A 26479-nucleotide genomic window follows, 5' to 3' on the forward strand; every position below is an offset into this window, starting at 1 on the left:
ACCTCACACACCACCCCAGGGGGGAACAGTGCGATCAACGATGCAGCAACAAAAAATAAGATGCTCGCGTCCACTATGCAGTTCTCAAACAACAACCCACACCCCATCCACCAACCACACAGGCCAGCTTCACAAGGCACGGACACCAGAAACAACAACCCCAACCCTCACAGGTCAGGGTGCCTGCTGTTCCAGGACCCAACAGTGTGCCAACACCAGCTCGCAGCCACCAACACCACCCATTCCAACCACACCCTCACAGGCATGACGTACTCGAGCACTGCCGGCACCACCACTGGCACCATTCATTGATGTTCCACCCATGAGCAACCCGCCATCACACACGCGGTGATGCAACGGGCACTAATGCTCCTTAGAAAGGAGGTGATCCAGCCGCACCTTCCGGTACGGCTACCTTGTTACGACTTAGTCCCAATCGCTGGTCCCACCTTCGACGGCTCCCCCCACAAGGGTTAGGCCACCGGCTTCGGGTGTTACCAACTTTCGTGACTTGACGGGCGGTGTGTACAAGGCCCGGGAACGTATTCACCGCAGCGTTGCTGATCTGCGATTACTAGCGACTCCGACTTCATGGGGTCGAGTTGCAGACCCCAATCCGAACTGAGACCGGCTTTTTGGGATTAGCTCCACCTCACAGTATCGCAACCCATTGTACCGGCCATTGTAGCATGCGTGAAGCCCAAGACATAAGGGGCATGATGATTTGACGTCGTCCTCACCTTCCTCCGAGTTGACCCCGGCAGTCTCCCATGAGTCCCCACCATTACGTGCTGGCAACATGGAACGAGGGTTGCGCTCGTTGCGGGACTTAACCCAACATCTCACGACACGAGCTGACGACAACCATGCACCACCTGTGAACCCGCCCCAAAGGGGAAACCGTATCTCTACGGCGATCGAGAACATGTCAAGCCTTGGTAAGGTTCTTCGCGTTGCATCGAATTAATCCGCATGCTCCGCCGCTTGTGCGGGCCCCCGTCAATTCCTTTGAGTTTTAGCCTTGCGGCCGTACTCCCCAGGCGGGGCACTTAATGCGTTAGCTGCGGCGCGGAAACCGTGGAATGGTCCCCACACCTAGTGCCCAACGTTTACGGCATGGACTACCAGGGTATCTAATCCTGTTCGCTCCCCATGCTTTCGCTCCTCAGCGTCAGTTACAGCCCAGAGACCTGCCTTCGCCATCGGTGTTCCTCCTGATATCTGCGCATTCCACCGCTACACCAGGAATTCCAGTCTCCCCTACTGCACTCTAGTCTGCCCGTACCCACCGCAGATCCGGGGTTAAGCCCCGGACTTTCACGACAGACGCGACAAACCGCCTACGAGCTCTTTACGCCCAATAATTCCGGATAACGCTCGCACCCTACGTATTACCGCGGCTGCTGGCACGTAGTTAGCCGGTGCTTCTTCTGCAGGTACCGTCACTTTCGCTTCTTCCCTACTGAAAGAGGTTTACAACCCGAAGGCCGTCATCCCTCACGCGGCGTCGCTGCATCAGGCTTGCGCCCATTGTGCAATATTCCCCACTGCTGCCTCCCGTAGGAGTCTGGGCCGTGTCTCAGTCCCAGTGTGGCCGGTCACCCTCTCAGGCCGGCTACCCGTCGTCGCCTTGGTGAGCCATTACCTCACCAACAAGCTGATAGGCCGCGAGTCCATCCAAAACCGATAAATCTTTCCAACACCCACCATGCGGTGGACGCTCCTATCCGGTATTAGACCCAGTTTCCCAGGCTTATCCCAGAGTTAAGGGCAGGTTACTCACGTGTTACTCACCCGTTCGCCACTAATCCACCCAGCAAGCTGGGCTTCATCGTTCGACTTGCATGTGTTAAGCACGCCGCCAGCGTTCATCCTGAGCCAGGATCAAACTCTCCGTAAAAAAATTACAGAACAACACCGTGGCAGCCGGAAATAACCACCACGACATCCATTCAATACCTGGCAGACCATCACCACACTACGGGGGTGGCAGGCGATGATCAACCAATATGTGTTAAAACAATTGGCATCAACAAACTTGGCACACTATTGAGTTCTCAAACAACAGGCGCTTCCAGCTTCAGCGACCCACTCCGCGGGCCGTTTCGCTCTGGAGCAACTTCTCCATCCTAGACCATCCGATTCGACCGTGTCAACTCCGTGTCCGAAGCCTTCACCGTCCGTTCACGTGGCCGGGCTAGAAAACCTTACCACGCGATCCGACCATGTTAACTCCGCTCACCGCGGGGCCGGACACTCACCGGACCATCCACGTGGAAGGCCTCAAAAACCTTACCACACGATCCCCGGCTGTCAAACCAGATCATCGTCTTCAGGAATCCCGACCCGCATCACTGCCGGCCGCGCACCCGGTGAGCACCACCCGCCCTGGACCTGCCATTCTCGGCATGAATCCGCGGATTCTGTGTTCTTCACCCCGCCCCCCGGTCACCCGGTCGGCGTCTTGAGCACGAGATGGAAGTCTACACCCGAATCCCACCGAACACAAAAACAGGGGTGACACCCCGCGTCCGGGCACGGGTGGACGGTCGGCTTCCGCCTGTTCTCGCGGATTTCTTCGGCCTGGCCGGCCCCGTTCGACGCTTCCGCGCCGAGACCGCCGACCGTGACGTGCACCACGCCTCAGGGCGTGCCCGTCGTGTCCGGGTTCGGCTGCAGCCACAGGGTGGTCAGCGCCGGCACGTTCACCGTGACGTGGGCCGGCTGGCCCTGCCACTGGCCCTCATGGGCAGTGACCACCTCGGACTGGCCGGTCTGCTCCCGCCAGCCGTCACCGTGGAAGTCGGTCGCGTCGGTGTCCAGCACCACCGTCCACTCCCCCGCGGACGGCACCCCCGCGCGCAACCCCTGGCGCGGCGACCCCGAGAGGTTCGTGATGCACAGCAGCGGGGCACCGCCCGGCTCGGCGGCCGGGACCGCGGCGCCGTCGTCGTCGATCCGCGTCTCCGGCACCACCCGCGCAGCGGGCAGGCGGAGGAACACGAGCGTGTTGCCGTCGGCGTCGCCGCCGTCCACCCACGCGAATCCCTCCGGGCTGTGGTCCAGCGACCACAGCGCCGGCTTGCTGCGGTAGAGCGCGTTGAGCTCCCGGATCGTCAACTGGACCCCGCGGTGCGCCTCGTCCCACGAGACGGGCCAGTCCAGGCCCTCGCCCTCGGACCACTCGCTCGGCTGCGCGTACTCCCCGCCCATGAACAGCAGCTGCTTGCCGGGGTGGGCCCACATGTAGCCGTAGTAGGCACGCAGGGTGGCCAGCTGCTGCCGACGGTCGCCCGGGATGCGGCCCAGCAGGGAGCCCTTGCCGTGGACGACCTCGTCGTGGGACAGCGGCAGCACGTAGTTCTCCGAGTAGGCGTACACCATGGAGAACGTCCACTGCCCGTGGTGCCACCGGCGGTTGACCGGGTCCTGGGACAGGTAGGCCAGGGTGTCGTGCATCCAGCCCATGTTCCACTTCTTGCCGAAGCCGAGACCGCCCGCGTCCACGGGAGCGCTCACCCCGGAGAAGGCCGTGGACTCCTCCGCGATCATGTGGACGCCGGGGTGCAGGCGGTACACGGTCGCGTTGACCTCGCGCAGGAAGTCGATGGCCTCGAGGTTGTGGTTGCCGCCGTGCACGTTGGGCTCCCACTGCCCGTCCTCGCGCGAGTAGTCCAGGTAGAGCATCGAGGCGACGGCGTCCACGCGCAGCCCGTCGATGTGGAACTCGCCGAGCCAGTAGAGCGCGTTGGCCACGAGGAAGTTGCGGACCTCGGTGCGGCCGAAGTCGAACACGAGGGTGCCCCAGTCGGGATGTTCGCCCCGCCGCGGGTCCGGGTGCTCGTACAGGGCGGTCCCGTCGAAGCGCGCGAGCGCCCACTCGTCCTTGGGGAAGTGCGCGGGCACCCAGTCCACGATGACGCCGATCCCCGCCCGGTGGAGCGCATCCACCAGGTGCTTGAACTCGTCCGGGGAGCCGAACCGGGAGGTGGGGGCGTAGTAGCCGGTCACCTGGTAGCCCCAGGACCCGCCGAACGGATGCTCCGCGACCGGCAGGAACTCCACGTGCGTGAACCCCAGCCACTGCACGTACTCCACGAGCTGCTCGGCCAGCTCCCGGTAGTCGAGCCCGGGCCGCCACGAGCCCAGGTGCACCTCGTAGATGCTCAGCGGGCGCTCATGCGGGTCCGTGACGCGGCGGCGCTCCATCCAGACGCTGTCCCCGAAGTCGTAGTCGGACTCCAGCACCCGCGAGGCCGTGGCCGGCGGGACCTCCGTCCAGCGGGCCATCGGGTCCGCCTTCTGCCGCCAGAGCCCGTCCCGACCGAGGATCTCGAACTTGTAGCGGTCGCCGTGACCGACGCCGGGCGCCAGCAGCTCCCACACGCCGGAGGAGCCGAGGGACCGCATGGCGTGGGTCCGGCCGTCCCAGCCGTTGTGGTCGCCCACCACGCGCACCGCCCGCGCATTCGGCGCCCAGACCGCGAAGGCCGTGCCGACGGCCTCGTCGGCGGAGGTGCGGACCACGCGGGCGCCGAGCACCTCCCACAGCCGTTCGTGCCGGCCCTCCCCGATCAGGTGCAGGTCCAGCTCGCCGAGCGTGGGCAGGTGCCGGTACGCGTCGTCCTGCTCCTGGACGGGGCCGGTCGTGCCGTCCTCGGTCTCGTATGCCACCTCGACGCGGTAGTCGCCCGCGGCGGCCCCGGCCACACGGGGCGTCGGGGCCACGCCCGCGAACACGCCGTCGTGCTCGTGCGTCAGCTCCACGCGCTGCCCGTCGCCGGCGCGGACCACCGTGACCGTGCGCGCCAGCGGGCGCAGCACGCGGTAGGTGACCGCGGCGCCGTCGGGATGCGGGTGGGCGCCCAGCACGGTGTGCGGATCGTGGTGCCGGCCCTGCGCGACGGCGGCCAGCACCTCCGGGTCCACGGCGAGCGGGGCGACGGCGGGGCGGGGGGCGGCGGACGGGGTCATGGCGGTTCCTGTTCTGGGGACGGCGGGCGTCGGGAGCGGCTCAGCCGTTCCGGACGATCCGCAGGACGTGGGCGGGCTCGACGTTGGGGTCCAGGCGGACGTACGGGGTGCGGCCCCACTGCCAGCGCTGGCCGGTGAGCAGGTCCTCCACCTCGACGGCCCCGGACGCGTCGCGGTCCTCGGGGCGCAGACGCAGCGCCTCGAGGTCCAGGTCCAGGGTCGCCTCGACGACGTCGTGCGGGTTCGTGGTGACGACGACGATCAGGGTGTCCTCCGCGGGACCGGCGTCGGTGACCGCCTCGGCGTCCCGGTGCGCGCCCTCGGGCCGGGCCGAGCGCGTCTTCGAGAACACGAGCAGGTCCGGGTGCGTCGAGGAGTGCAGGGTCAGGTTCTGCAGGTCGCCCAGCGCCGGGTGCGCCGCGCGGATCTCATTGAGCCGGGTGAGGTACGGGGCGAGCGAGGCGCCCGCGGCCTCCGCGCCCTCCCAGTCCCGGGGACGGTACTCGTACTTCTCGTTGTCGATGTACTCCTCCGCGCCGGGCCGGGCCACGTGCTCGAACAGCTCGAACCCGGCGTAGACGCCCCACAGCGGGCTGGCCGTGGCCGCGACGACGGCGCGGATCCGGAACGCGCCCGGGCCGCCGTGCTGCAGGTACTCCGTGAGGATGTCCGGCGTGTTGACGAAGAGGTTGGGGCGGTAGAACGCCGGCGTCTCGTGCGAGATCTCCTGGAGGTACTCCGCGAGCTCCTCGGCGGTGTTCCGCCAGGTGAAGTACCCGTAGGACTGCTGGAACCCGACCCTGCCCAGGGCGTGCATCATCGCGGGACGGGTGAAGGCCTCGGCGAGGAACACGACGCGCGGCTCCTCGGCACGGACCTTCGCGATCAGCCACTCCCAGAACCACAGGGGCTTGGTGTGCGGGTTGTCCACGCGGAAGATGTGCACGCCGCGGGCCACCCAGCCCCGCACCACGTCCAGCACCGCCTGGGCGAGGCCGTCCGGGTCGTTGTCGAAGTTCAGCGGGTAGATGTCCTGGTACTTCTTCGGCGGGTTCTCCGCGTACGCGATGGTGCCGTCCACGCGGGTGGTGAACCACTCCGGGTGCGCGGTGACCCACGGGTGGTCCGGGGAGCACTGCAGGGCCAGGTCCAGGGCCACTTCGAGGCCCTCGTCCGCGGCCGCGGCCACGAACGCCTCGAAGTCCTCGACGGTGCCCAGGTCCGGGTGCACGGCGTCGTGCCCGCCCTCGGGCCCGCCGATCGCCCACGGCGAGCCCGGGTCCTGCGGCCCGGCAGTCAGCGTGTTGTTCGGACCCTTGCGGTGCGTGGTGCCGATCGGGTGGATCGGCGGCAGGTAGGCCACCTGGAAGCCCATCCGGGCGACCGCCGGGAGCCGGTCGGCCGCCGTCGCGAAGGTGCCGGAGGACCACGTGCCGGAGGCCTCGTCGAAGCGGGCGCCCTCGGAGCGGGGGAAGAACTCGTACCAGGCGCCGCGGCCGGCGAGCTCGCGCTGCACGTCCAGCGGGTAGAGCTCGGAGCTCGTGAGGTGCTCCCGCACGGGGCGGGCGTGGAGGACGGCGGACACCTCCGCCGACTCGGCGGAGGCCAGGCGCTGGGCCGGGATGAGCGACTCGTCCTCGAGGCCGCGAACGACCTCCTCGAACACGGCGCGGTCCTCGGCCGAGCGCTCCGCGTCCTCGGCGGCCCGGCGGAACAGGGCGGCGCCCTCGGCGAGCATCAGCTCCACGTCGACGCCGGCGGCGATCTTGACGGTGGCCGCGTGCTTCCACGTGCCCACCGGATCGTCCCAGCCCTCGACCACGAACTGGTGCAGGCCCGGCTCGGCGGGCCGCAGCGTGGCCACGACCTCGTCCAGGCCGGGCCGGCCCGGACGCATCTGCACGCGCTGCACCTCGGCGCCGGCCGGGTCGAACAGGCGGACGGTGGCGCGCACGGAGTCGTGGCCCTCGCGGAACACGGTCGCGCGGACGGGGATGTCCTCGCCGACCACGGCCTTCGCCGGGAACCGGCCGTCCAGCACCACGGGCTGCACGTCCGTCACCGGGATACGCCCCGTGACGGTCTGGAGGCGGACATCGGCTGCGGTGGCGCTCTGGGTGTCGGGCTTCACGGTGCTCACGCCACGACGCTACCCCGCGGCCGCGCCGGTGAGAACGGCCGGCCCGCCCGCCCGCCGTGGGGGGCGGAGGGGCGGGCCGGGGACGGGGCGCCGGACGGGACGCTCAGGACAGCATGGTCTTGTCGTCCACGACGGCGCCCTTGATCTTGCCGAACTCGGCCAGCAGGTCCGCCGGGGTGCGCCCGGCCTTCTCCTGCTCGTCCAGCTCGAGGATGATCCGGCCGTCGTGCATCATGATCAGCCGGTTGCCGACCTCGAGGGCCTGGGACATGTTGTGCGTGACCATCAGCGTGGTGAGCCGGTGCTCGGCCACCACCTGCCGGGTCAGGCGGGTCACCAGCTCCGCCCGGGACGGGTCCAGGGCGGCGGTGTGCTCGTCCAGCAGCAGGATCTTCGGTCCGGAGAACGTGGCCATGAGCAGGCTGAGCGCCTGACGCTGGCCACCGGAGAGCAGCCCGACCTTGGCGGTGAGGCGGTTCTCCAGGCCGAGTTCGAGCTTCGTGAGCTCGTCGCGGAACATCGCGCGCCGGGCGCGGGAGACGCCCCGCGAGAGCCCGCGGGCGTGCCCGCGTCGCCAGGCCAGGGCCATGTTCTCCTCGATCGTGAGGTTCGGTGCCGTGCCCGCCGTCGGGTCCTGGAACACCCGGCCGATCGAGGCCGCGCGGCGGTGGTCCGGCATGCGGGTGACGTCCTTGCCGCTTACGGCCACGGTGCCGGTGTCCGGGAGCAGCTTGCCGGCGATCGTGTTCAGGATCGTGGACTTGCCGGCGCCGTTGGAGCCGATCACGGTGACGAAGTCGCCCTCGGCCAGGTGCAGGTCGATGCCCTGCAGGGCGCGCCGCTCGTTGACGGTGTTCGGGAAGAAGGTCTTGGAGACCTGCGAGATCTCAAGCACGGGGGGCCTCCTCGGGGACGGATGCGGCGGGGGCGGCGCCGCCCGGCTCGCCGGTCAGGGGCATGCCGGCGGTGGCCGGTGCGGCGGCGGCAGGCCCCGGGGTCGCGGCCGTGCCCCGAGTGCGCAGGCTCAGGCGCTTGGCGAAGCCGAAGCGCGGCAGCAGCAGGGCCACGACGACGAGAGCCGCGGAGATCAGCTTCATGTCGTTCGGGCTCAGGCCCGCGTTGAGGGCGAACTGGATGATCAGGCGGTAGAGCACGGCGCCGACGATCACGGCGAGCGTCGCCCAGAAGACCGTGCGCTGGCCGAACACGGCCTGGCCCACGATCACGGACGCCAGGCCCACGAGGATGAGGCCGATGCCCATGGAGATGTCCGCGAAGCCCTGGTACATGGCCAGCAGGGAGCCGCCGAGGGCCACGAGGCCGTTGGAGATCATCAGGCCGAGGATCTTCATCCGGTCCGTGGAGACGCCGTACGAGCGGATCATCTCCTCGTTGTCACCGGTCGCCTGCAGGGCGAGGCCCAGGTCCGTGTGCAGGAACCAGTCGAGGATCAGCTTCACCACGAACACGCCGAGGAAGAGCACGAGGATCGAGCCCCAGTTCCGGGCCAGGCCCAGGTTGTCGAGCCACGTGAACAGGGTGTCCTGGCCGAGCAGGGGGATGTTGGCCTTGCCCATGATCCGCAGGTTGATCGAGTAGAGCGCGATCATCGTGAGGATGCCGGCGAGCAGGCCGTCGATCCGGCCCTTGGTGTGCAGCAGGCCGGTGACGAGGCCCGCGAGCGCGCCCGCCACGAACGCGGCGAGCATGGCCAGTGGCACCGGCGTGCCGCCCGTGATGAGCACGGCGGCCGTGGCGGCGCCGGTGGTGAACGAGCCGTCCACCGTGAGGTCGGGGAAGTCGAGGATGCGGAAGGTCAGGTACACGCCGAGCGCGACGACGGCGTAGATCAGACCCAGTTCCACTGCGGTCAGCATGGGGTGGGTGCCTTTCGGGCGGTGCGAGGGGGACGGACGACGGCGGGCGGGGTGGGCCGGCCGTCGACGTGCTCCGCGGCGGCCCGGACCCTGTGGTCCGGGCCGCCGCGGAGGCGGGTCAGGCGCGGGATCAGCCCTCGACGAGCTGGTCGGCCCTGTCCGTGAGCTCGGCGGGGATCTCGACGCCGTAGGCCTCGGCGGCCTTCGGGTTCAGCACGAGCTGCAGGTTGGCCGGGTCGGCGTAGCCCACGGGCAGCTCGGCCGGCTTCGCGCCGTCCTTGAGGATCTTCACGGCCATCTCGCCGGCCTGCTTGCCGTGCGCCTCGTAGTCGATGCCGTACGTGCCCAGGGCACCGCGCTCCACGGAGTCGATGTCCGCCGAGATGACGGGGATGCGCTGCTCCTCGCCGTAGCCCACCACGGTCTCCAGCGCCGAGACGACGGCGTTGTCCGTGGGCACGTAGATGCCGTCCACGCCGGACAGGGACTGCACGCCCTGCTGGACCTCGGACGAGTTGGTGATGGTGGCCTCCTTGACCTCGAGGCCCAGCTCCTTGCCGGCCTCCTTGGCCTGGTCCACCTGGACCTTGGAGTTGGCCTCGCCGGAGTTGTAGACGATGCCGACGGTCGTGGCGTCCGGCTTCACGTCCTTGAGCAGCTGCAGCTGCTCCTTGACCGGGTTGCGGTCCGAGACGCCGGTGACGTTGCCGCCCGGGGCCTCGTCCGAGGCCACGAGCTCAGCGCCCTTCGGATCGGTGACCGCCATGAACACGACCGGCTTGTCCTTCACGGCCGAGGCGGTGCCCTGCGCGGCGGGGGTCGCGATCGCGGCCACGAGGTCGACGTCCGCGTCGTTGGCGAAGGTGGAGGCGATGGAGGTGACGGTGGCCTGCTCGCCCTGGGCGTTCTGCTCCTCGAACGTCACGTCCAGGCCGGCGTCCTCGAACGCCTCCTTGAAGCCCTCGGCCGCGCCGTCGAGCGCCGGGTGGGAGACGAGCTGGTTGATGCCCACGGTGTAGGAGCCCTCGCCGCCGGCGGCGGAGGACGAGCCGGAGCCGCCGGAGCCGGAGTCGCCGCACGCCGTGAGCCCGAGGGCGACGACGGCGAGGGCGGCGGTGAGGGGGAGGGAGCGGTGCTTCATGAGACGGACCTCGTTCTGATGGTGCGGTGCGGGATGCGCTCGCCGACGGGGGCCCGTCGGACACAGTGCAGACACTGTGCGCGGTGACGCGCGTCACGGGCAAGACGTGGGCGTGTCCACGCGACATCCTGCCATGTGATGGGCATCACGGTGGACACTCTGCCCCGCTGGGCTTCGTGTGCGACCCCCGCGTCCCCGCCCGGCCGTCATCCCGGGCGGGACGCCGTGGAGGTCAGCGCCCGCCGGCGCGCTGCACCGAGATCTTGTACAGGGAGATGCCCACCGCCATCGAGGCGTTGAGGGACTCCATCGTCGAGTCGATCGGGATGGACACGATCTGCTGGCAGTGCTCCCGCACCATGCGGGACAGACCCTTGCCCTCGGCCCCCACCACGAGCACGAGCGGCTCCGTGGCCAGGGCGAGCCCGGGCAGGGAGACGTCCCCGCCGCCGTCGAGGCCCAGCACGAAGTAGCCGGCCTTGTGCAGGTCGACGAGGGTGGTGTTCAGGTTGCCGGCCTGGGCCACGGGCACCCGCGCGGCCGCGCCGGCCGAGGTGCGCCAGGCGGTGGCGGTCACGCCGACGGAGCGGCGCTCGGGCACGATCACGCCGTCCGCGTCGAACGCGGAGCCGGCCCGGATGATGGCGCCGAGGTTGCGGGGGTCGGTGATGCCGTCGAGCGCGATCAGCAGCGGCGGGGTCCGCAGGTGCCCCTTCTCGTGCTTCGCGAGCGCGTCGAGGGCCAGGGCCGTGGCGTCCGCGTACTCATAGGGCGGGATCTGCAGCACGATGCCCTGGTGCACGGCCTCGCCGGAGAGGCGGTCCAGCTCCGGCTTGGTGTTCTCCAGGACCGGCACGCCCTGTTCGAGGCAGAGGCGCAGGGCCTCCTTGACGCGGTCGTCCATCTCGATGCGCACGGCCACGTGCAGCGCCTTGGCCGGGATGCCCGCGCGTAGCGCCTCGAGCACGGGGTTGCGACCGGAGACCGTCTCGTCCGTGAGCTTCACGCGGCCGCGGACCTGGTCCTTCACGGGGCCGCGCTTGGCGGCCGAGCGCTCGGCCAGCTGCTTGGCGCGGTGCGCCTTGTGGTAGACCCGGTCCTCGGCCTTGGGGGTGGGTCCGCGGCCCTCGAGCGCCTTGCGGCCGTGGCCGCCGGTGCCCTTCATGGGGCCCTTCTTGCCCTTGGGCTTGCGGGATCCGCCGGAGCGGGGGGCGGTGGACATGGCGGGACTCCTGCGGGCCGGGGACGGGGGCGGCGGCACGCGGGGCGCCGCCGGATCGCCCTCCAGTCTAGGTGTCAGTCCGCCAGGCGCCATGTGGCGCCGTCGGCGCCGTCCTCCACCACGACGCCGGCCGCGGCCAGCGCATCGCGGATGCGGTCCGCGGTGGCCCAGTCCTTGTCCGCGCGGGCCTGTGCCCGCGCCTCGATCTGCGACCGGACGAGCGAGTCGAGGGCGTCCGACACCGGGCCGGCCGCGGCGTCGTCGCCCTCGGGCACGTCGTCCAGGCCCAGCACCGCGGTCATGGCCTCCACCTCGGCCAGGCGGGCGGCCGCGGCGTCGAGGTCCTGCCCGGCCAGCGCCGAGTTGCCGGCGCGCACGGCCTCGTGCAGGGCCGCGAGCGCCTGGGGCACGTTGAGGTCGTCCTCCATGGCGGTGCGGAAGGCGGCGGGCACGCGGTCCGCGAGCGCCCCGTCGGGGGCGGGCGGGACGGCGCCGGCAGCGCGGGCGCGGGCCGTGAAGCCCTCGATGCGCTCGACGGCGGCCTCGGCCTCGTCGAGGGCGCCGGGCCGGTAGTCGAGCTGGGAGCGGTAGTGGGCCTGCCCCAGGAAATAGCGCACCGCCGTCGGGCGGGCCATGCCGAGCATCTCCTCGGGGGAGATCGTGTTGCCCACGGACTTGGACATCTTCTCGCCGCCGTAGGTGACGAGCCCGTTGTGCAGCCAGAAGCGGGCGAAGCCGTCACCGGCGGCCGCCGACTGGGCCAGCTCGTTCTCGTGGTGCGGGAACCGCAGGTCCAGGCCGCCGCCGTGGATGTCGAACTCGGCGCCGAGGTACTTCGTGGACATGGCCGAGCACTCCAGGTGCCATCCGGGGCGGCCGGCGCCCCAGGGCGACTCCCACACGGCGGTGGCGGGCTCGCCGGGCTTGGCGCCCTTCCACAGGGCGAAGTCGCGGGGGTCGCGCTTGCCGCGCGGGTCGGCGTCGGGGGCGTCCTGCATGTCCTCGACGCGCTGGCGGGTGAGCTCGCCGTAGCGCTCCCAGGACCGGACGTCGAAGTAGACGTCGCCCGAGCCGTCCTGCGCGGGGTAGGCGTGGCCGCGCTCCATCAGGCGCTCGATGAGCGCGAACATCTCGGGCACGTGGCCGGTGGCGCGCGGCTCATAGGTGGGACGGCGGACGCCGAGGGCGAGGTAGGCGGCGTCGAACGCCTTCTCGAACCGGTAGGCCAGGGCCCACCACGGCTCGCGGGCCGGGTAGAGGTCCGAGGCCTCGAAGCCGGCCTCGTGGGAGGCGGCCGAGCGGTCGAGGATCTTGTCGTCGATGTCCGTCACGTTCCGCACCGAGGTGACGCGCAGCCCGGTGGCCTCGAGCCAGCGGATGAGGATGTCGAACACGATCGCGCTGCGCACGTGGCCCACGTGCGGCATGCCCTGCACCGTGGCCCCGCAGTAGTACACCGACGCCTCGCCGGGCACGAGGGGCTCGAAGTCCCGGATCTGCGCGGTGCGGGTGTCGTAGAAGCGCTGGGCCATGGGGCGCGGTCCTTCCGGAGGGGCGGGGTCCTGACGGGGCTCTGCCAGCCTAGTCGGTGCGCCGACGCGGGCTCAGGCCGCGGGGACGACGAGCGCGGTCGCGATCCCCACCAGCCCCTCCCTGCGCCCGATGAAGCCCAGCCGGTCCGTCGTGGCGGCGGAGACGGACACGGGGGCCCCGCCGAGGGCGGCGGACAGGGCGGCCTCCATCTCCGCGCGGCGCGTGCCCACCTTGGGCCGGGGTGCGACCACCTGGACCGCCACGTTCCCGACGGCGACGCCCGCCTCCGTCAGCAGGCGCAGCACCTCGCGGAGCATGTCCGCGCCGGAGGCGTCCGCCATCTCGGGCCGGTCGACGCCGAACACGGCGCCGAGGTCGCCGAGGCCGGCGGCGGAGAGCAGGGCGTTGCACGCCGCGTGGGCGGCCACATCCCCGTCCGAGGTCGCGGCCACGCCCCGCTCGCCGGGCCAGTGGATGCCGCCGAGCCACAGGGGCCGGGGGGCGTCCTCGGGTGCCCACGCGTGCACGTCGGTGCCGATCCCCACGCGCGGCAGGGGGGCGGCCGCGGCGGGGCGGGCGGGCTGGTCCATGGGAGCCTCCTCCTGGGGGGCGCGGCGGGCGAGCTCGAGGCGGGCGAGGTCGAGGTCGGCGGGGGCGGTGACCTTGAACGCCGCCGGGTCGCCGGGCACCACCACCACCTCATGCCCCGCAGCCTCCATGACCATCGCGTCGTCGGTGAGCGCCGCGGCGTCGAGCGTGGGGTCCGCGCGCACGGCCTCGTGGGCCGCCAGCAGGGTGCCCAGATCGAAGCCCTGCGGCGTCTGGATCGCGCGCAGGCCGGCGCGGGCCGGCGTGGCCGCGACGACGTCGACGCCGCCCCGGCCGGGAGTGACCTGCTTGACGGTGTCCGTCAGCGGCAGGCCCGGGACCGCGGCGACCGCGCCGGTCTCGAGCGCCGCCGTCACGGCCCCGAACACGCTCGGCGGGGTCAGCGCGCGGGCCGCGTCGTGGACGAGGACGCGGCGGGGCGCCCCCGCCGGGGCGAGGTCGGCCAGAGCGCGGGCGGCCGCGGCGAGCCCGGCGCGGACCGAGTCCGCGCGCTCGGCGCCGCCGGGCACGCAGTGCACGGGCACGTCCAGTCGCGGACCGGCGTCGACCTCGGCGGCCACGCGGCCGGCGTCGGCCCCCGCCGGCGGGGTGAGCACCACGACGGCGTCGAGGGCGAGCCCGGCGGCGCGTGCGGCGGCGACGGACGCCAGGCAGTGGTGCAGGAGGGTGCGGCCGTCCGCGAGGGGGGCGAGGGCCTTGGGCAGCCCGGCGCCGAGGCGGGTGCCGGCGCCGGCGGCGGCGATCACGAGGGCGGTGGGCATGGCCTCATCCTAGGGAGCGCGCCGGTGTCCGCGGCCCGGGACCCCCCCGGCGGCGACGGCCGTGGCCGGGGACGAGACAGGGGAGGGGCCCGCGTCGTGGACGCGGGCCCCTCCCCTGCCGTGTGCTGCTCGTCAGCCCTCGAGCACCTTGTCCAGGCGGCCCTCGGCCTCCTCCTCGGTGACCTTCTTGGCCAGTGCCAGCTCGGACACGAGCACCTGGCGGGCCTTCGAGAGCATGCGCTTCTCGCCGGCGGACAGGCCGCGGTCCTGGTCGCGGCGCCACAGGTCGCGGACGACCTCGGCCACCTTGTTGACGTCGCCGCTGGCGAGCTTCTCCAGGTTGGCCTTGTAGCGGCGGGACCAGTTGGTCGGCTCCTCCACGTGCTCGGCGCGCAGGACCTCCATGACGTGCTCGAGCCCCTCCGCATCCACGACGTCACGCACGCCGACGAGGTCGACGTTCTCCGCAGGGACCTCGATGGTCAGGTCTCCCTGCGCCACCTTGAGCTTGAGGTACATCTTCTCCTCCCCCTTGATGGTGCGCATCTTGATCTCCTCGATCCGCGCAGCACCGTGGTGGGGGTAGACGACGGTCTCTCCGACCTCAAAAACCATGTTGTTGTGCCCCTTTCAGTCGTCTCATTCTATCATGCGGCCTCGTCATGCCGCGCGTGCCGTCACATCTTCGGCCTCCGGATGTGATAGTGGACGACCCCGCAGCACAGGCCTGCCGGCGTCCCTGGATGCGGTAGCCTGACCTGGCAGGGCCCCTGCCTCGGGGCTCCTGAGCACGTCATCGCACCTGAGGAGACCTCTGTGAAGAACGCATCCCGGCCCGCCCGGCGCCACCTCGCCGCAGGTGCGCTGGCCGCGGTCGCCCTGCTGGGCGCCACCGGCTGCTCCGCCGTGAGCCCGATCGCCACCGCCATCCAGTACTCCCCCTCGGACGGCATCAACGGCCAGGAGCAGGACTTCCTGAGCTACCGCAACCTCGCCCTCGTCGGCGACGGCGAGTCGGGCCCCGCCCGCCTGATCGGCACCGTGGAGAACACCTCCGGCCAGGATCAGACCTACACCTTCCAGGCCGAGGGCGGCGGCTCCGCGACCCTGAAGGTCCCCGCCGGCGAGAGCCGCAAGCTCGAGGACGAGGCGAACACGACCGTCCTGGAGCGCGAGGGCGTGTGGGTCGGCGAGAACCTGCCCGTGACCGTCTCCGGCAACGGCGGCACCGCCGACCTGGCCGTCCCGCTGCTGAGCGCCACCCAGGAGCAGTACCGTGACCTGCTCCCCGAGGGAGTCGAGCCCTCGGAGGAGGATCTCGTCGGGCACCTCCACGAGGAGACCCACCACTACGGCGAGGAGCACTGACCTCCGCCGGGCCTGCGCCCGGCACGCCACGGCCCCGGCCCCACCGTGAGGTGGAGCCGGGGCCGTCGTCGTCGCGGGCGGAGCGCCCCGGTCAGGCCTCGAACTTGTAGCCCAGGCCGCGCACCGTGACGAGGTAGCGGGGGCTCGAGGGATCGGGCTCGATCTTGGAGCGCAGGCGCTTCACGTGCACGTCGAGGGTCTTGGTGTCCCCCACGTAGTCGGAGCCCCACACGCGGTCGATCAGCTGGCCGCGGGTGAGCACGCGCCCGGCGTTGCGCAGCAGCATCTCCAGCAGCTCGAACTCCTTGAGCGGCAGGGACACCTGCTCGCCGTCCACGGAGACGACGTGCCGCTCGACGTCCATGCGCACGGGGCCGGCGCTGATGGTTGCCGACATCGGCTCCTCCTGCTCCCCCTGACGGCGCAGCACGGCGCGGACGCGGGCCACCAGCTCACGCGAGGAGTACGGCTTGGTCACGTAGTCGTCCGCCCCGAGCTCGAGGCCGACGACCTTGTCGATCTCCGAGTCCTTCGCGGTCAGCATGATCACGGGGACGTTGGAGCGCTGGCGCACCTGACGGCACACCTCGGTGCCGGACATCCCCGGGAGCATCAGGTCCAGGAGGATCAGGTCCGCGCTGTCGCGCTCGAAGACGCTCAGGGCCTCGTTGCCGTCGGCGGCGACGGTGACCTCGAACCCCTCCTTCTCCAGGAGGTAGGACAGGGGGTCGCTGAACGACTCCTCGTCCTCCACGATCAGAATGCGGCTCATGCGCTCGTCTCCTTCCGGGTCGGGGGTGCGGCCGAGGCGGTCACCCGGTGACCGCGCCGCTCGGTGACGTGGGCGGCGCCCGGCGCGCCGTCGACGGCGACACCGTCCCCCCACTCGGGCAGGCGGATGGTGAAGGTCGACCCGCGGCCCGGCTGGGACCAGAGGGTGACCTCCCCTCCGTGGTTGATGACGACGTGCTTGACGATGCTCAGCCCCAGGCCCGTGCCGCCCGTCTGACGCGACCGCGCCGCGTCCACGCGGTAGAAGCGTTCGAAGACCCGCTCCTGCTCCTCCGGGCTGATGCCGATGCCCTGGTCCGTGACGGTGACCTGCGCGAGCCCGTCCACGGAGCTCAGGCCGATGCCCACCGTGGTGCCCTCCGGGGAGTAGCGCACCGCGTTGTCCACCAGGTTGCGCACCGCGGTCATCAGCTGGTCCTGGTCCCCGTGCACCACCGCGTCCACGCGGCCGCCCACGCGCAGCGCGATGCCGCGGTCCTCGGCGGTCAGGCGCAGGCGGTCCACGGCGTCGGCGACGACGGCGTTGAGGTCCACGGGCCCCCCGTCCTGGACCACGTCCTTGGCCTGCAGCCGGGAGAACTCGATGATGTCCTGCACGAGGGCCGAGAGCCGGCGGGACTCGACGCCCAGGCGTGCGGCGAAGCGACGCACCGCCTCCTCGTCCTCCGCGGCGTCGCCGATGGCCTCGGAGAGCAGGGAGATGGCGCCCACCGGCGTCTTGAGCTCGTGCGAGACGTTGACGACGAAGTCGTGGCGCATGGCCTCGGTGCGGGTCACGTCCGTGCGGTCGTCGGCGAGGATCAGGATGTACTCCTCGTCCAGCGGGGCCACGCGCAGCTCGACGACGAGGCTCGACTGCCCGAGGGGTCCTCGGGGCAGCTCCATGCGGCGCTCGACGATGACGCCGTCGGCCCGCACGGTCCGCGTGAGCTCCCGCAGCTGGTCCTGGACGAGCGAGTGCCCCCGCACGAGGCCCAGGGCGTAGGCCGCGGGGTTCGCGCGCACCACGCCGTCGACGTCGTCCACCACCGCGTACGCGCGGCCGACCACGGAGAGGACCTCGGCGGCGCCCGGGGCGAGGGTGGGTTCGCCGACCGTCAGGTCCACTGTCCGCGAGCGCTCGGACGCCCGGAAGGCCAGCATGGAGGCCACTCCGGTGAACAGTCCGACCGCTCCGCACAGCAGGCCGATGATGACGGGATCCACGGCACCAGACTAGCCTCTGGCGGCCCGGAGACGGGCTGGCCCGGCGTCGCCAGACGCCGGACGATCGGCGTTCATGGGCCGTTCATCTTGCCCTGCCAGGGTGGACCGTTGCCCCGGGGAGTCGGGGTCGGCGGCGCACGGGCGTCGCCGGGGAGAGGAGACCATGCGCGAGCTCTACCGAGCCGACCTCGAACGGCTGGGCCGCGACCTGACCGAGATTGCCCGCCTCGTGCACCGCGCCATGATGGACGCGCAGGCCGCCCTCGAGACGGCCGACGTGCACGGCGCCGAACGGGTCATCTCGGAGGACGCGCGGATCGACCAGCTGCAGGAGTCCCTCGACGAGCAGGCCGTGCGCATCCTGGCGCTGCAGGCGCCCGTGGCCACGGACCTGCGCACCGTCGTCGCCACGCTGCGGATGAGCTCCTCGCTCGAGCGCATGGGCGACCTCGCCCGCCACGTGGCCCAGCTGACCCGGCTGCGCTACCCCGAGCACGTCATCCCGGAACAGGTCCGGACCGTGATCACCGCGATGTGCGACGCCGCCGTGGAGGTGGCCGAGGAGGTCGTCCTGCTGCTCGAGACCCAGGACCTGGCGCACGGGGACCGGATCGACGCCCTCAACGAGGACGTCAACGCGTTGCACCTGTCCGTCTTCCGCGCGATCGCCGCCCCGGACTGGAGCGCGACGCCGGCCACCACCACGGACGTCACGCTGGCCTCGCGCTACCTCGAGCGGTTCACGGACCACGGCCTGTCCGTGGCCGCCAAGGTGCGCTACCTCGTCACGGGCGAGTGGGCGACCCACCGTCCGGACGCCACCGGCTCCTGACCGTCCCCGACGCCACGGGCCGGGCCCCCGACGGGGGTCCCGGCCCGTCGTCGTCGGGCGCGTCAGTGCGCGGAGCCCTGGGCGGCCACGGCGGCCGCGCCGGCCGCGGCGGCCTCCGGGTCGAGGTAGCGGCCGTTCGCGGTGATCGGCTTGAAGTTCTGGTCCAGCTCGTAGACCAGCGGGATGCCCGTCGGGATGTTCAGGCCCGCGATGTCCTCGTCCGAGATGCCGTCCAGGTGCTTGACCAGCGCACGCAGCGAGTTGCCGTGCGCGGCGATCAGCACGGTCTTGCCGGCCTTGAGGTCGGGCAGGACCTGCTCCTCCCAGTAGGGCAGCAGGCGGTCGATGACCTGCTTGAGGGCCTCGGTGCGGGGGGCGTCCTTGCCCAGATCCGCGTAGCGCTCGTCGCCGACCTGGGAGAACTCGGAGTCGTCGTCCAGGGCGGGCGGCGGGGTGTCGAAGGACCGGCGCCAGACCATGAACTGCTCCTCGCCGAACTCCTCCTTCACCTGGGCCTTGTCCTTGCCCTGGAGGGCGCCGTAGTGGCGCTCGTTCAGGCGCCAGCTGCGCTTGACCGGGATCCACTGGCGGTCCGCGGCCTCGAGGGCCAGGTTGGCCGTGGTGATGGCGCGCTTGAGCAGGGACGTGTGGACCACGTCCGGGCGGATGCCCTCCGCTTCCAGCAGCTCACCGCCGCGGGCGGCCTCGGCGCGCCCCTTCTCGGTCAGCGGGACGTCCACCCAGCCGGTGAACAGGTTCTTCTCGTTCCATTCGCTCTGACCGTGCCGCAGCAGGACCAGCGTGTACGTGGTGTTCGCCATGTCACCATCCTAGGTGTAGGAGGGCATGACGTTGTTGACACGCACCGGGGCCAACGAGGCCGGTGGAGCATCTCCGCAGGACGTATGCGGCCGATGGTAGTTGTAGTGATTCACCCACACCTGAAGGGCCTCACGCCGAGCCCGCTCTGAGGTGTAGGGGCGGGCGTAGAGGACCTCATCGACCATCAGCCGGTTGTACCGCTCGACCTTCCCGTTGTGCTTTGGCGTGTAGGGGCGGATCCGGTGATGCCGGCCCCCGAGAGAGACCACCTTCGCGGTGAAGTCCACGGCCCGGTAGTTGTTCCCGTTGTCCGTGACCACCCGGTCCGCGGTGATGCCGTGAGCGGCGAAGAACGCGCGGGCCCGGCAGTAGAACCCGATCGTGGTCACCGCCCGCTCATCCTCCAGCGCCTCCGTGTACGCCAGGCGGGTGAACCCGTCGATCGCCGAGTGCAGGTAGGTGTAGCCGACCCGCTGGCCAGACCCCCGCTTGGAAGCACGCCCTGCCTCACTGTCTCTTCCGTGGGCGCGCCAGCCTCCCCCTTCAGGGATGCGTCCGATCTTCTTCACGTCCAGGTGCACCATGTGCCCTGGCCCCCTCGCGGTGATCCTCCGGGCCGGCTGCCGGCGGAGGTCTTCTCCGGCTGGGGTCAGGTCCCGTAGGCGGGAGATCCCGGCCCGGTGCAGCCACCGCCCCACGGTGCGAAGACACACCTGGTGGCCCTCGCCGACCAGATGGTGATGGATGCGCCGGGCGGACCACTTCTCGGCCCGGCGCAGGGCCTCCAGCTCGGCCACGATCGCGGGGTCGAGCCGGGCAGGTGAGCGATGGGGCCGGCTCGACCGGTCTTGCAGTCCTGCCTCGCCTTCGGCACGGTAGCGGGCGACCCAGGTGGCCACCGTGGGCCGACTGACGCGGAACTCCGCGGCCACGTGGGACTGCGGGATCCCGTCGTTCAGGTGGCGGTGGACCATGCGCAGCCGGCCGGTGGGGGTCAGAGGTGCGTTAGCGTGAGTCACGAGCGGGCTTCCTTCCGCGGATGAGTGGATGTCGCAATTCCCATCCTGCGGGGCGGAGCCCGCTCGTCTCATCTCAGCCCGTGCCTCGTGTCAAGAACCTCATGACCCACAACACCTAGGCGGACCCGTCCCGCCGCTCCCCTACGCTGGAACCCATGGTGGAGAAGGCCCGGCGGCTGCGCGCGCGCACGACGCCTGGCCCCGGCCCGGCACGGGGCCCGCAGGGCCACATCACCCGCGGCACGACGGCGGCGCAGCGGATGCGCCGGGTGGACCGCTGGCTCACGGACGTGCACGGCCCCCTGCTGCGGCGCACGCCCCGCCCGCTGGCCGTGGACCTGGGCTTCGGCGCGGAGCCGGTGACCGCCGTCGAGATGGCCCAGCGGCTGCGCGTGCAGAACCCGGCCCTCGAGCTGGTGGGCCTCGAGATCGACCCCGCTCGGGTGGCCCGGGCCCGGGAGCGGGCCGGCGGCCTGCCGGGGGTCACCTGGGCGGTCGGCGGCTTCGAGCTGCCCGTGCCGCGGCCGCCCACCGTGGTGCGCGCATTCAACGTGCTGCGCCAGTACCGGGAGGAGGACGTGCCCGCGATCTGGTCCCTGCTGTGCGCGGGGCTCGCCGACGACGGCGTCCTCGTGGAGGGCACCTGCTCCGAGGACGGCCGGCGGGCGGCCTGGGTGGACCTGCGTCGGGACGGGCCCGCGAGCCTGACCGTGGCCCTCCGGCTGGGGTCTTTCGCCCGCCCCTCGGACGTGGCGGCGCGCCTGCCGAAGGTCCTCATCCACCGGCACGTGCCCGGGGAGCCCGTCCATCGGCTCCTGGCTGAGGCCGACGCCGCGTGGGCCGCGCATGCCCCGCTCGCGGCCTACGGGACGCGGCAGCGGTGGCTGGCGACGGTCGGCACGCTGCGCTCGGCGGGCTGGCCCGTGCTGGGCGGCCCGCACCAGTGGCGGCGCGGGGAGCTGAGCGTGCGCTGGGCGGCGGTGGCGCCGTCGTCATGAGGGCGCCGCCGACGGCGCGGGGCCCTCAGCGGCGCAGGGCCGGGCCCATGTCCTGGCGGGGGCCAGCGAGGTAGACGCACGCCACGCACGCGGCCACGAGGCCGAACATGCCCATCCCGCCGCCCGCGAGCACGCCGAGGAGCCCGACGACGGCGGCGACGCCGGTCAGGATCAGCCAGAAGCTCCTGTCCCGGCCCCCGATGCGGGCGAAGTCGTCGGGGCGGCGCCGGACGACATCCACCAGCGCCCAGACCTCGAGCACGAGCGCGGCGATCGCCAGGACGCGGAACAGCCAGTGGTCGACGAGGAGGGCGACGTGCATGGGGGCGCTCATGCCGGTCAGTCTAGGCGGTCGGCCCGGCCGGGTTCCTTCCCCGTCCGGGGCGGCGTCTAGGCTCGAGGCGTGAGCACCCAGACCGAGCATCGCGGCCTGTTCGTCGCCGTCGAGGGACCGGACGGATCCGGCAAGTCCACCCAGGCCCGCGCCCTGACCGAGGCCCTGCGCGCCGCGGGCCGCGAGGTGGTGCTCACGCGCGAGCCCGGCGGCTCGGACCTGGGCGAGACGCTGCGGGAGCTGCTGCTGGACCCCGGGCACGCCCCCGTGGACCCCCGCACCGAGGCGCTGCTGTTCGCCGCGGCCCGGTCCGCCCACGCCGTCCGCACGCTGCGTCCCGCGCTGGCCCGGGGCGCCGTCGTCGTCACGGACCGGTATGTGGACTCGTCCGTGGCCTACCAGGGCGCGGCGCGCGGGCTGGGCGAGGCGCGGATCGCCGCCCTGAACGAGTGGGCCACGGACGGCCTCGTCCCCGATCTGACGGTGCTGATCGACGTGGACGCGGCCACCGCCGCGGACCGGCGTGACCGGCGCGCGGCGGGGGGCGAGGGCGCCCCCGACCGCATGGAGCGGGAGACGGCGGACCGGCACGAGGCCCTGCGCGCCGCCTTCCTCGCGCGCGCGGCGGCCGCGCCCGAGCGGTACCTCGTGCTCGACGGCGCGCTGCCGCCGCAGGAGCTCACCGCCCGCGCGCTGGCCCGCGTCACCGCCCAGGCGGCCGACCGATGACGGCCCCCGCCCCCGCCGTGTTCGCGGACCTCGCGGGCCAGGAGGCCGCGGTGGCCCAGCTGCGCCGCGCCGCGGCCGAGGACCGTCCCACCCACGCCTGGATGTTCACGGGCCCGCCCGGCTCCGGCCGGTCGACGGCGGCGCGTGCGTTCGCCGCGGCCCTGCAGTGCGAGGTCGCGGACCCGGCGGCGCGCGGCTGCGGCGAGTGCCACGCGTGCCGCACCGTCCTCGGCGGCACCCACCCGGACGTGACCGTGCTGGCCACCGAGGCGGTGAGCTATCGGATCGAGGACGTCCGCGCCCTCGTGGAGGCCGGCCAGTCCACCCCCGCCACCGGGCGCTGGCGGATCTTCCTCATGGAGGACGCGGACCGCATGACGGAGCGCGCCACGAACGTGCTGCTCAAGGCCATCGAGGAGCCGCCGGCCCGCACGATCTGGATGCTGTGCGCCCCGTCCCCCGCGGACGTGCTCCCCACCGTCCGCTCCCGCTGCCGGCTGATCACGCTGAGCATCCCCGCCGTGGAGCAGGTGGCGGAGCTGCTGCACCGCCGCGACGGGCTGGACCGCGAGACGGCGCTCACCACCGCCCGGATCTCCCAGTCGCACGTGGGCATGGCCCGCCGCCTCGCGCGGGACCCGGAGGCCCTCGAACGCCGCGAGCGCATCCTCTCCCTGCCGCTCCAGGCCACCGCCGTCTCCGACGCGATGGCCCTGGCCGCCACGTTGGCCGAGGTGTCCAAGGCCGAGGCCGAGTCCGCCGCCGAAGCCCGGGACGCCGAGGAGCTCGAGGCACTGCGCCGCTCCCTGGGCCTCGAGCCCGGCGAGCCCGTCCCGCCCAAGCTCCGCCACCACGTCAAACGGCTCGAGGAGGACCAGACCCGCCGGCGGCGCCGCGCCGTCCGGGACTCGCTGGACCGGGCCATGATCGACGTCATGGGCCTGTTCCGGGACGTGCTGCGCGTGCAGCTGGGGGCCGAGGGCGAGCTCATCAACGAGCACCGTCGGGACGAGATCGAGGCGTACGCCCGCGGCACCGCCGGCGACTCGGCCGAGGTGCTCGCCCGGATCGACGCCGTCACCACGGCCCGGGAGCGCATCGCCGCCAACGTGCCGGAGCAGCTGGCCCTCGAAGCCATGATGCTGGCGCTGCTGCCCCGCCGGGTGCGCACCCCGCGACGTCGCTGAGCGGCCGCGCGGGGCGGGCCGGCGCCGGCTCAGCGGGTGCGGACCACCAGGTCCGGCACGTCGGCCAGGCCCGGCACCACCCGGTCCGCGCCCGCCGCCAGCAGGACGTCGTCCGCGTCGCGACCCGTGCGCACGCCGACCACGAGTCCGGCCCCCGCGCGGCGCCCGGCCGTCATGTCCTCCGCGGTGTCCCCGACCACCAGGACGCTGCGGACGTCGTCGAGGTCGAGACCGAGCAGGGCGGTGAGGATCATGTCCGGGTAGGGGACGCCGCGGCCGGCGTCGTCCGGGGAGAGGCTCAGATCCGCCAGGCCCATCCACCCCAGCGACTCGAGGATCATGTTCTGGGTGTGGCGGGCGTAGCCGGTGCAGAGGCACACGTGGAGGCCGAGGGCGCGCAGGCGGACGAGCGCCTCCTCCGCGCCCGGGACGGCCTGGACGCCGTGCTCGGCCAGCAGCGCGTCGAAGGCCGCCTCGAACGTGCGGGTCGCCGCCGCGGCCACCGCCCGGTCGGCGAACACGCGGGGGAACACGGCCGTGCGCGAGGTGGGCCGGAGCGCGCGGAACCGCCGAGCGGCGTCGTCGTGCTCCGGCGTGCCCGCCGGGACGCCGTGCTGGTCCAACGTGCGGGCGAACGCCGTGTCCTGGAGCCCGTGCTCCACGATGGACGTGCCGGACATGTCCACCACGGCCAGGCGGAGGGGCGCGGCTGACGAGGCCGCGGCGGGGGGTGCCGGGGTGCGAGGGGCGTGGGGCAGGCTCATGCGTCTCCCGTCGACGGTGTGTGCCCACCAGGGAACCGTCCCCGTCTGGCCGCGGCGTGGCCTGGGGGTGAACGCCTGCGGAAGGCGCGGGCCACAGTCGGTGGCCCGCGCGCCCGGCCGCGCGGTGGAATCGGGGCCGCGAAACCGGTATGCTCGTCAGCCGTGGCCGTTCACGGTCACGTGCCTCCTTAGCTCAGCTGGCCAGAGCAGCTCCCTCGTAAAGAGCAGGTCGCCGGTTCGAATCCGGCAGGGGGCTCCCCCGGACCCCGCCGCGTGATCACGCGGCGGGGTCCTCTCGTCTTCGGGCCGGCCGTCCGGGGCGCGCCGCCGTCAGAGCCCGGCTCCCAGCTCCTCCGCCCGGTCCAGGTGGCCGAGGGTGCGTTCGGCGTGCCGGCCGACCGACTCCGCCGAACCCTGACCGAGCCGGTACAGGGCGAGGGCCTGGGCGGTGGCGGCCAGCTCGTGCGCGGCGCGGGAGAGCTCACGGTGGACGTCGGCGGCCTCGGCCGGGATGTGCTCGCCGTCGCCCTCGTGGTCCCGGTGCAGGCGGACGCACAGGGCACGGACCGCGGGGAGCCGTTCCGTGAGGACGTTGCCGGCGTGGACCACGCCGTTGCGCTCCTCGGGGCTCAGCACGTCCGTGCCCCGCTGGCCCTCCAGCACCTGCCAGTAGCGGTCCAGGGCCCGGCTGAGTCGGTCGTGGGCACGGCGCCACAGCCCCGTGCCGAGCTCGCGGTCGTCGGCACGCTCCTGACGGAAGCGTGCGAAGGGCCCCCTCATGCGCGGTCGCCGGACGGCCGGCGCGCGTCGGCGGGGTCGGTGACGAGCACGACCTTGCCCGTGCGGGTGGCGGAGTCGAACCAGTCGAACGCCTCGGCGGCCTCGGCGAGCGGGAAGCACGCCCCGACGCTCGCGTCGATGCGGCCCGCCGCCACCAGGGGCCACACGGCACGTTCGGCCGCGGCCACGATCCCGGCCTTGTCCACGACCGAGCGGGAGCGGAGCGTCGCCCCCGTGAGCCAGCCGCGCTTGACCACCAGCTTCATGATGTTGAAGTCCTCCGGGACGGCGCCGCCCTGGACCGCGAGCGTCACGATGCGTCCCTCGGGGGCGAGCGCGGACACGTTGGGCGCCAGGTACGGGGCGCCGACGACGTCGAGGATGACGTCCGCGCCGTGGCCGTCCGTGACCTCCTTGACCCACGGGGCGAAGGCACCGGACTCGGCGGCGCGGTGGTCGAACATGTGCTCGGCGCCCAGCCGCCGACCGAGCGCCACCTTCTCCGGGCCGCCGGCGGTGCCCAGCACCCGTGCACCGAGCGCGGCGAGGAACTGGACGGCGAAGGAGCCGATGCCGCCGGTGGCGCCGTGCACGAGCACCCGGTCCCCGGCCTGCACGCCCGCACGGCCCACGAGCGCCGAGTGCACCGTGCAGGCGACCTCCGGCAGGGCCGCCGCCTCGACGAGGCCGACGCCGTCGGGGACGGCCATGAGCTGGCCCGTCGGCACGGCGACGTACTCGGCGAAGCCCCCGCCGGCCAGGAGAGCGCACACCCGGTCACCGACGGCGAAGCGCCCCTCCCCCGGCATCCCGGCCTCGGGTCCCAGCGCCGCCACGGTGCCGGAGACCTCGAGCCCGGGGATCTCGGAGGCGCCGCGCGGCGGCGGATAGCGGCCCTCGCGCTGCGCGATGTCCGCGCGGTTGAGACCCGCGGCGGCCACGTGCACCAGCACCTCGCCCGGGCCGGGGTCCGGCACGGGCTCGTGGCCCACGCGGACGACGCCGTTGTCGCCGGCACCGGTGAATCGCACGGCGCGCATCTGTGCGGGGACGTCCATGGGGGTCTCCTCCTCTGGTCGGGGGTCGAGGGTCCATCCTCGCGCGCGGGGGCCGGACTCGCCACCGGCCGCCCGCCGGGCCACGGGCTAGAGTGGGTCCTCGACGCGGCGGCCCACACCGTCGCGGTCAGGCCCGGGATGGTTGTCCGAGCGGCCGAAGGAGCCGGTCTTGAAAACCGGTGCGCGGTGACCCCGTGCCGAGGGTTCGAATCCCTCACCATCCGCGTGCACACGACGAGAGGCGGCGGGCCGGACGGCCCGCCGCCTCTCGTTCACCTGGAGGCCACCTGGATGTGATGGACTCCCCGCGTCACCCCGCCGTCCACCGGCGGC

22 protein-coding genes, 2 tRNA genes and 1 rRNA gene are annotated in these 26479 nt (G+C 72.2%); 7 read left to right on the forward strand and 18 right to left on the reverse strand.

Annotated features, from left to right (window positions below):
* Positions 1 to 377 precede the first annotated feature (377 nt).
* From SOY78_RS10805 to SOY78_RS10850, 10 genes are all read right to left on the reverse strand, one after another.
* Positions 378 to 1900, reverse strand: a 16S ribosomal RNA gene (locus SOY78_RS10805).
* A gap of 743 nt (positions 1901 to 2643) precedes the next feature.
* A complete protein-coding gene (gene glgB, locus SOY78_RS10810) occupies positions 2644 to 4974 on the reverse strand; it encodes a 1,4-alpha-glucan branching protein GlgB (protein ID WP_061873265.1) in 2331 nt (776 codons plus the stop codon).
* A gap of 40 nt (positions 4975 to 5014) precedes the next feature.
* Positions 5015 to 7114 carry an alpha-1,4-glucan--maltose-1-phosphate maltosyltransferase gene (locus SOY78_RS10815; protein ID WP_061866980.1) on the reverse strand — a complete coding sequence of 700 codons (2100 nt, stop codon included), beginning with the start codon at positions 7112 to 7114 and terminating at the stop codon, positions 5015 to 5017.
* Between the two features lie 103 nt (positions 7115 to 7217).
* Positions 7218 to 8009 (reverse strand): ABC transporter ATP-binding protein, encoded by a 792-nt coding sequence (locus SOY78_RS10820; RefSeq protein WP_061866981.1) that lies wholly within the window; start codon positions 8007 to 8009, stop codon positions 7218 to 7220.
* Positions 8002 to 8991 (reverse strand): ABC transporter permease, encoded by a 990-nt coding sequence (locus SOY78_RS10825; RefSeq protein ID WP_324701568.1) that lies wholly within the window; start codon positions 8989 to 8991, stop codon positions 8002 to 8004. The genes SOY78_RS10820 and SOY78_RS10825 overlap by 8 nt, the downstream gene beginning before the upstream one ends.
* Positions 8992 to 9121: 130 nt before the next feature.
* Positions 9122 to 10132 (reverse strand): ABC transporter substrate-binding protein, encoded by a 1011-nt coding sequence (locus SOY78_RS10830; protein ID WP_044658572.1) that lies wholly within the window; start codon positions 10130 to 10132, stop codon positions 9122 to 9124.
* Between the two features lie 232 nt (positions 10133 to 10364).
* The gene (gene rlmB, locus SOY78_RS10835; protein WP_324701569.1) at positions 10365 to 11354 is read right to left on the reverse strand and encodes a 23S rRNA (guanosine(2251)-2'-O)-methyltransferase RlmB; all 990 of its coding nucleotides are present in this window, start codon (positions 11352 to 11354) and stop codon (positions 10365 to 10367) included.
* A 74-nt stretch (positions 11355 to 11428) separates the two neighbouring features.
* The gene (cysS, locus tag SOY78_RS10840; RefSeq protein ID WP_041104726.1) at positions 11429 to 12886 is read right to left on the reverse strand and encodes a cysteine--tRNA ligase; all 1458 of its coding nucleotides are present in this window, start codon (positions 12884 to 12886) and stop codon (positions 11429 to 11431) included.
* A 72-nt stretch (positions 12887 to 12958) separates the two neighbouring features.
* Positions 12959 to 14257 carry a 2-C-methyl-D-erythritol 2,4-cyclodiphosphate synthase gene (gene ispF / locus SOY78_RS10845; protein WP_324701570.1) on the reverse strand — a complete coding sequence of 433 codons (1299 nt, stop codon included), beginning with the start codon at positions 14255 to 14257 and terminating at the stop codon, positions 12959 to 12961.
* Between the two features lie 132 nt (positions 14258 to 14389).
* Positions 14390 to 14872, reverse strand: a complete 483-nt coding sequence (locus tag SOY78_RS10850; RefSeq protein WP_002858073.1) for a CarD family transcriptional regulator — start codon at positions 14870 to 14872, stop codon at positions 14390 to 14392.
* Positions 14873 to 15073: 201 nt separating this feature from the next.
* On the opposite strand from SOY78_RS10850, the gene SOY78_RS10855 reads away from it, so the two are divergent.
* A complete protein-coding gene (locus SOY78_RS10855; RefSeq protein ID WP_036384688.1) occupies positions 15074 to 15625 on the forward strand; it encodes a hypothetical protein in 552 nt (183 codons plus the stop codon).
* A gap of 91 nt (positions 15626 to 15716) precedes the next feature.
* Here SOY78_RS10855 and SOY78_RS10860 read toward each other — a convergent pair whose 3' ends face one another.
* Together SOY78_RS10860 and SOY78_RS10865 are read right to left on the reverse strand one after the other, a co-directional pair.
* Positions 15717 to 16397, reverse strand: a complete 681-nt coding sequence (locus SOY78_RS10860) for a response regulator transcription factor (protein ID WP_002858071.1) — start codon at positions 16395 to 16397, stop codon at positions 15717 to 15719.
* Positions 16394 to 17623: a sensor histidine kinase gene (locus SOY78_RS10865; RefSeq protein WP_036384686.1), complete on the reverse strand. Its 1230-nt coding sequence runs from the start codon at positions 17621 to 17623 to the stop codon at positions 16394 to 16396. Before SOY78_RS10865 ends, SOY78_RS10860 begins: the two co-directional genes overlap by 4 nt.
* Before the next feature lie 163 nt (positions 17624 to 17786).
* Between SOY78_RS10865 and phoU the strand changes: the two genes are divergently transcribed.
* Positions 17787 to 18455 carry a phosphate signaling complex protein PhoU gene (phoU, locus tag SOY78_RS10870; protein WP_200969876.1) on the forward strand — a complete coding sequence of 223 codons (669 nt, stop codon included), beginning with the start codon at positions 17787 to 17789 and terminating at the stop codon, positions 18453 to 18455.
* Between the two features lie 62 nt (positions 18456 to 18517).
* Here phoU and SOY78_RS10875 read toward each other — a convergent pair whose 3' ends face one another.
* A complete protein-coding gene (locus tag SOY78_RS10875; protein ID WP_041104716.1) occupies positions 18518 to 19276 on the reverse strand; it encodes a phosphoglyceromutase in 759 nt (252 codons plus the stop codon).
* A gap of 9 nt (positions 19277 to 19285) precedes the next feature.
* Entirely contained in the window at positions 19286 to 20296 is a 1011-nt protein-coding gene (locus SOY78_RS10880) for an IS481 family transposase (RefSeq protein WP_324701571.1), read from the reverse strand.
* A 155-nt stretch (positions 20297 to 20451) separates the two neighbouring features.
* Between SOY78_RS10880 and SOY78_RS10885 the strand changes: the two genes are divergently transcribed.
* Positions 20452 to 21294: a class I SAM-dependent methyltransferase gene (locus tag SOY78_RS10885; protein ID WP_324701572.1), complete on the forward strand. Its 843-nt coding sequence runs from the start codon at positions 20452 to 20454 to the stop codon at positions 21292 to 21294.
* Positions 21295 to 21319: 25 nt separating this feature from the next.
* Here SOY78_RS10885 and SOY78_RS10890 read toward each other — a convergent pair whose 3' ends face one another.
* Positions 21320 to 21616 carry a DUF2516 family protein gene (locus SOY78_RS10890; RefSeq protein WP_141844209.1) on the reverse strand — a complete coding sequence of 99 codons (297 nt, stop codon included), beginning with the start codon at positions 21614 to 21616 and terminating at the stop codon, positions 21320 to 21322.
* An 81-nt stretch (positions 21617 to 21697) separates the two neighbouring features.
* On the opposite strand from SOY78_RS10890, the gene tmk reads away from it, so the two are divergent.
* Positions 21698 to 22357 carry a dTMP kinase gene (tmk, locus tag SOY78_RS10895; protein WP_324701573.1) on the forward strand — a complete coding sequence of 220 codons (660 nt, stop codon included), beginning with the start codon at positions 21698 to 21700 and terminating at the stop codon, positions 22355 to 22357.
* Positions 22354 to 23544: a DNA polymerase III subunit delta' gene (locus SOY78_RS10900; RefSeq protein ID WP_324701574.1), complete on the forward strand. Its 1191-nt coding sequence runs from the start codon at positions 22354 to 22356 to the stop codon at positions 23542 to 23544. Before tmk ends, SOY78_RS10900 begins: the two co-directional genes overlap by 4 nt.
* Before the next feature lie 29 nt (positions 23545 to 23573).
* On the opposite strand, the gene SOY78_RS10905 is transcribed toward SOY78_RS10900, so the two are convergent.
* Complete coding sequence (locus tag SOY78_RS10905; protein ID WP_041104709.1) at positions 23574 to 24308, reverse strand: HAD family hydrolase; 735 nt, start codon at positions 24306 to 24308, stop codon at positions 23574 to 23576.
* 182 nt (positions 24309 to 24490) lie between these two features.
* Between SOY78_RS10905 and SOY78_RS10910 the strand changes: the two genes are divergently transcribed.
* Positions 24491 to 24564, forward strand: a tRNA-Thr gene (locus SOY78_RS10910).
* Between the two features lie 74 nt (positions 24565 to 24638).
* On the opposite strand, the gene SOY78_RS10915 is transcribed toward SOY78_RS10910, so the two are convergent.
* A complete protein-coding gene (locus SOY78_RS10915) occupies positions 24639 to 25088 on the reverse strand; it encodes a hypothetical protein (RefSeq protein WP_063189344.1) in 450 nt (149 codons plus the stop codon).
* Positions 25085 to 26146 carry an NAD(P)H-quinone oxidoreductase gene (locus SOY78_RS10920; RefSeq protein WP_129867362.1) on the reverse strand — a complete coding sequence of 354 codons (1062 nt, stop codon included), beginning with the start codon at positions 26144 to 26146 and terminating at the stop codon, positions 25085 to 25087. The genes SOY78_RS10915 and SOY78_RS10920 overlap by 4 nt, the downstream gene beginning before the upstream one ends.
* A 136-nt stretch (positions 26147 to 26282) precedes the next feature.
* Between SOY78_RS10920 and SOY78_RS10925 the strand changes: the two genes are divergently transcribed.
* A tRNA-Ser gene (locus SOY78_RS10925) sits at positions 26283 to 26370 on the forward strand.
* The last annotated feature ends 109 nt before the right edge of the window (positions 26371 to 26479 follow it).

Origin of the sequence: Micrococcus sp. HOU01 (assembly GCF_035609305.1) — a bacterium.
Lineage (GTDB): Bacteria > Actinomycetota > Actinomycetes > Actinomycetales > Micrococcaceae > Micrococcus > Micrococcus luteus.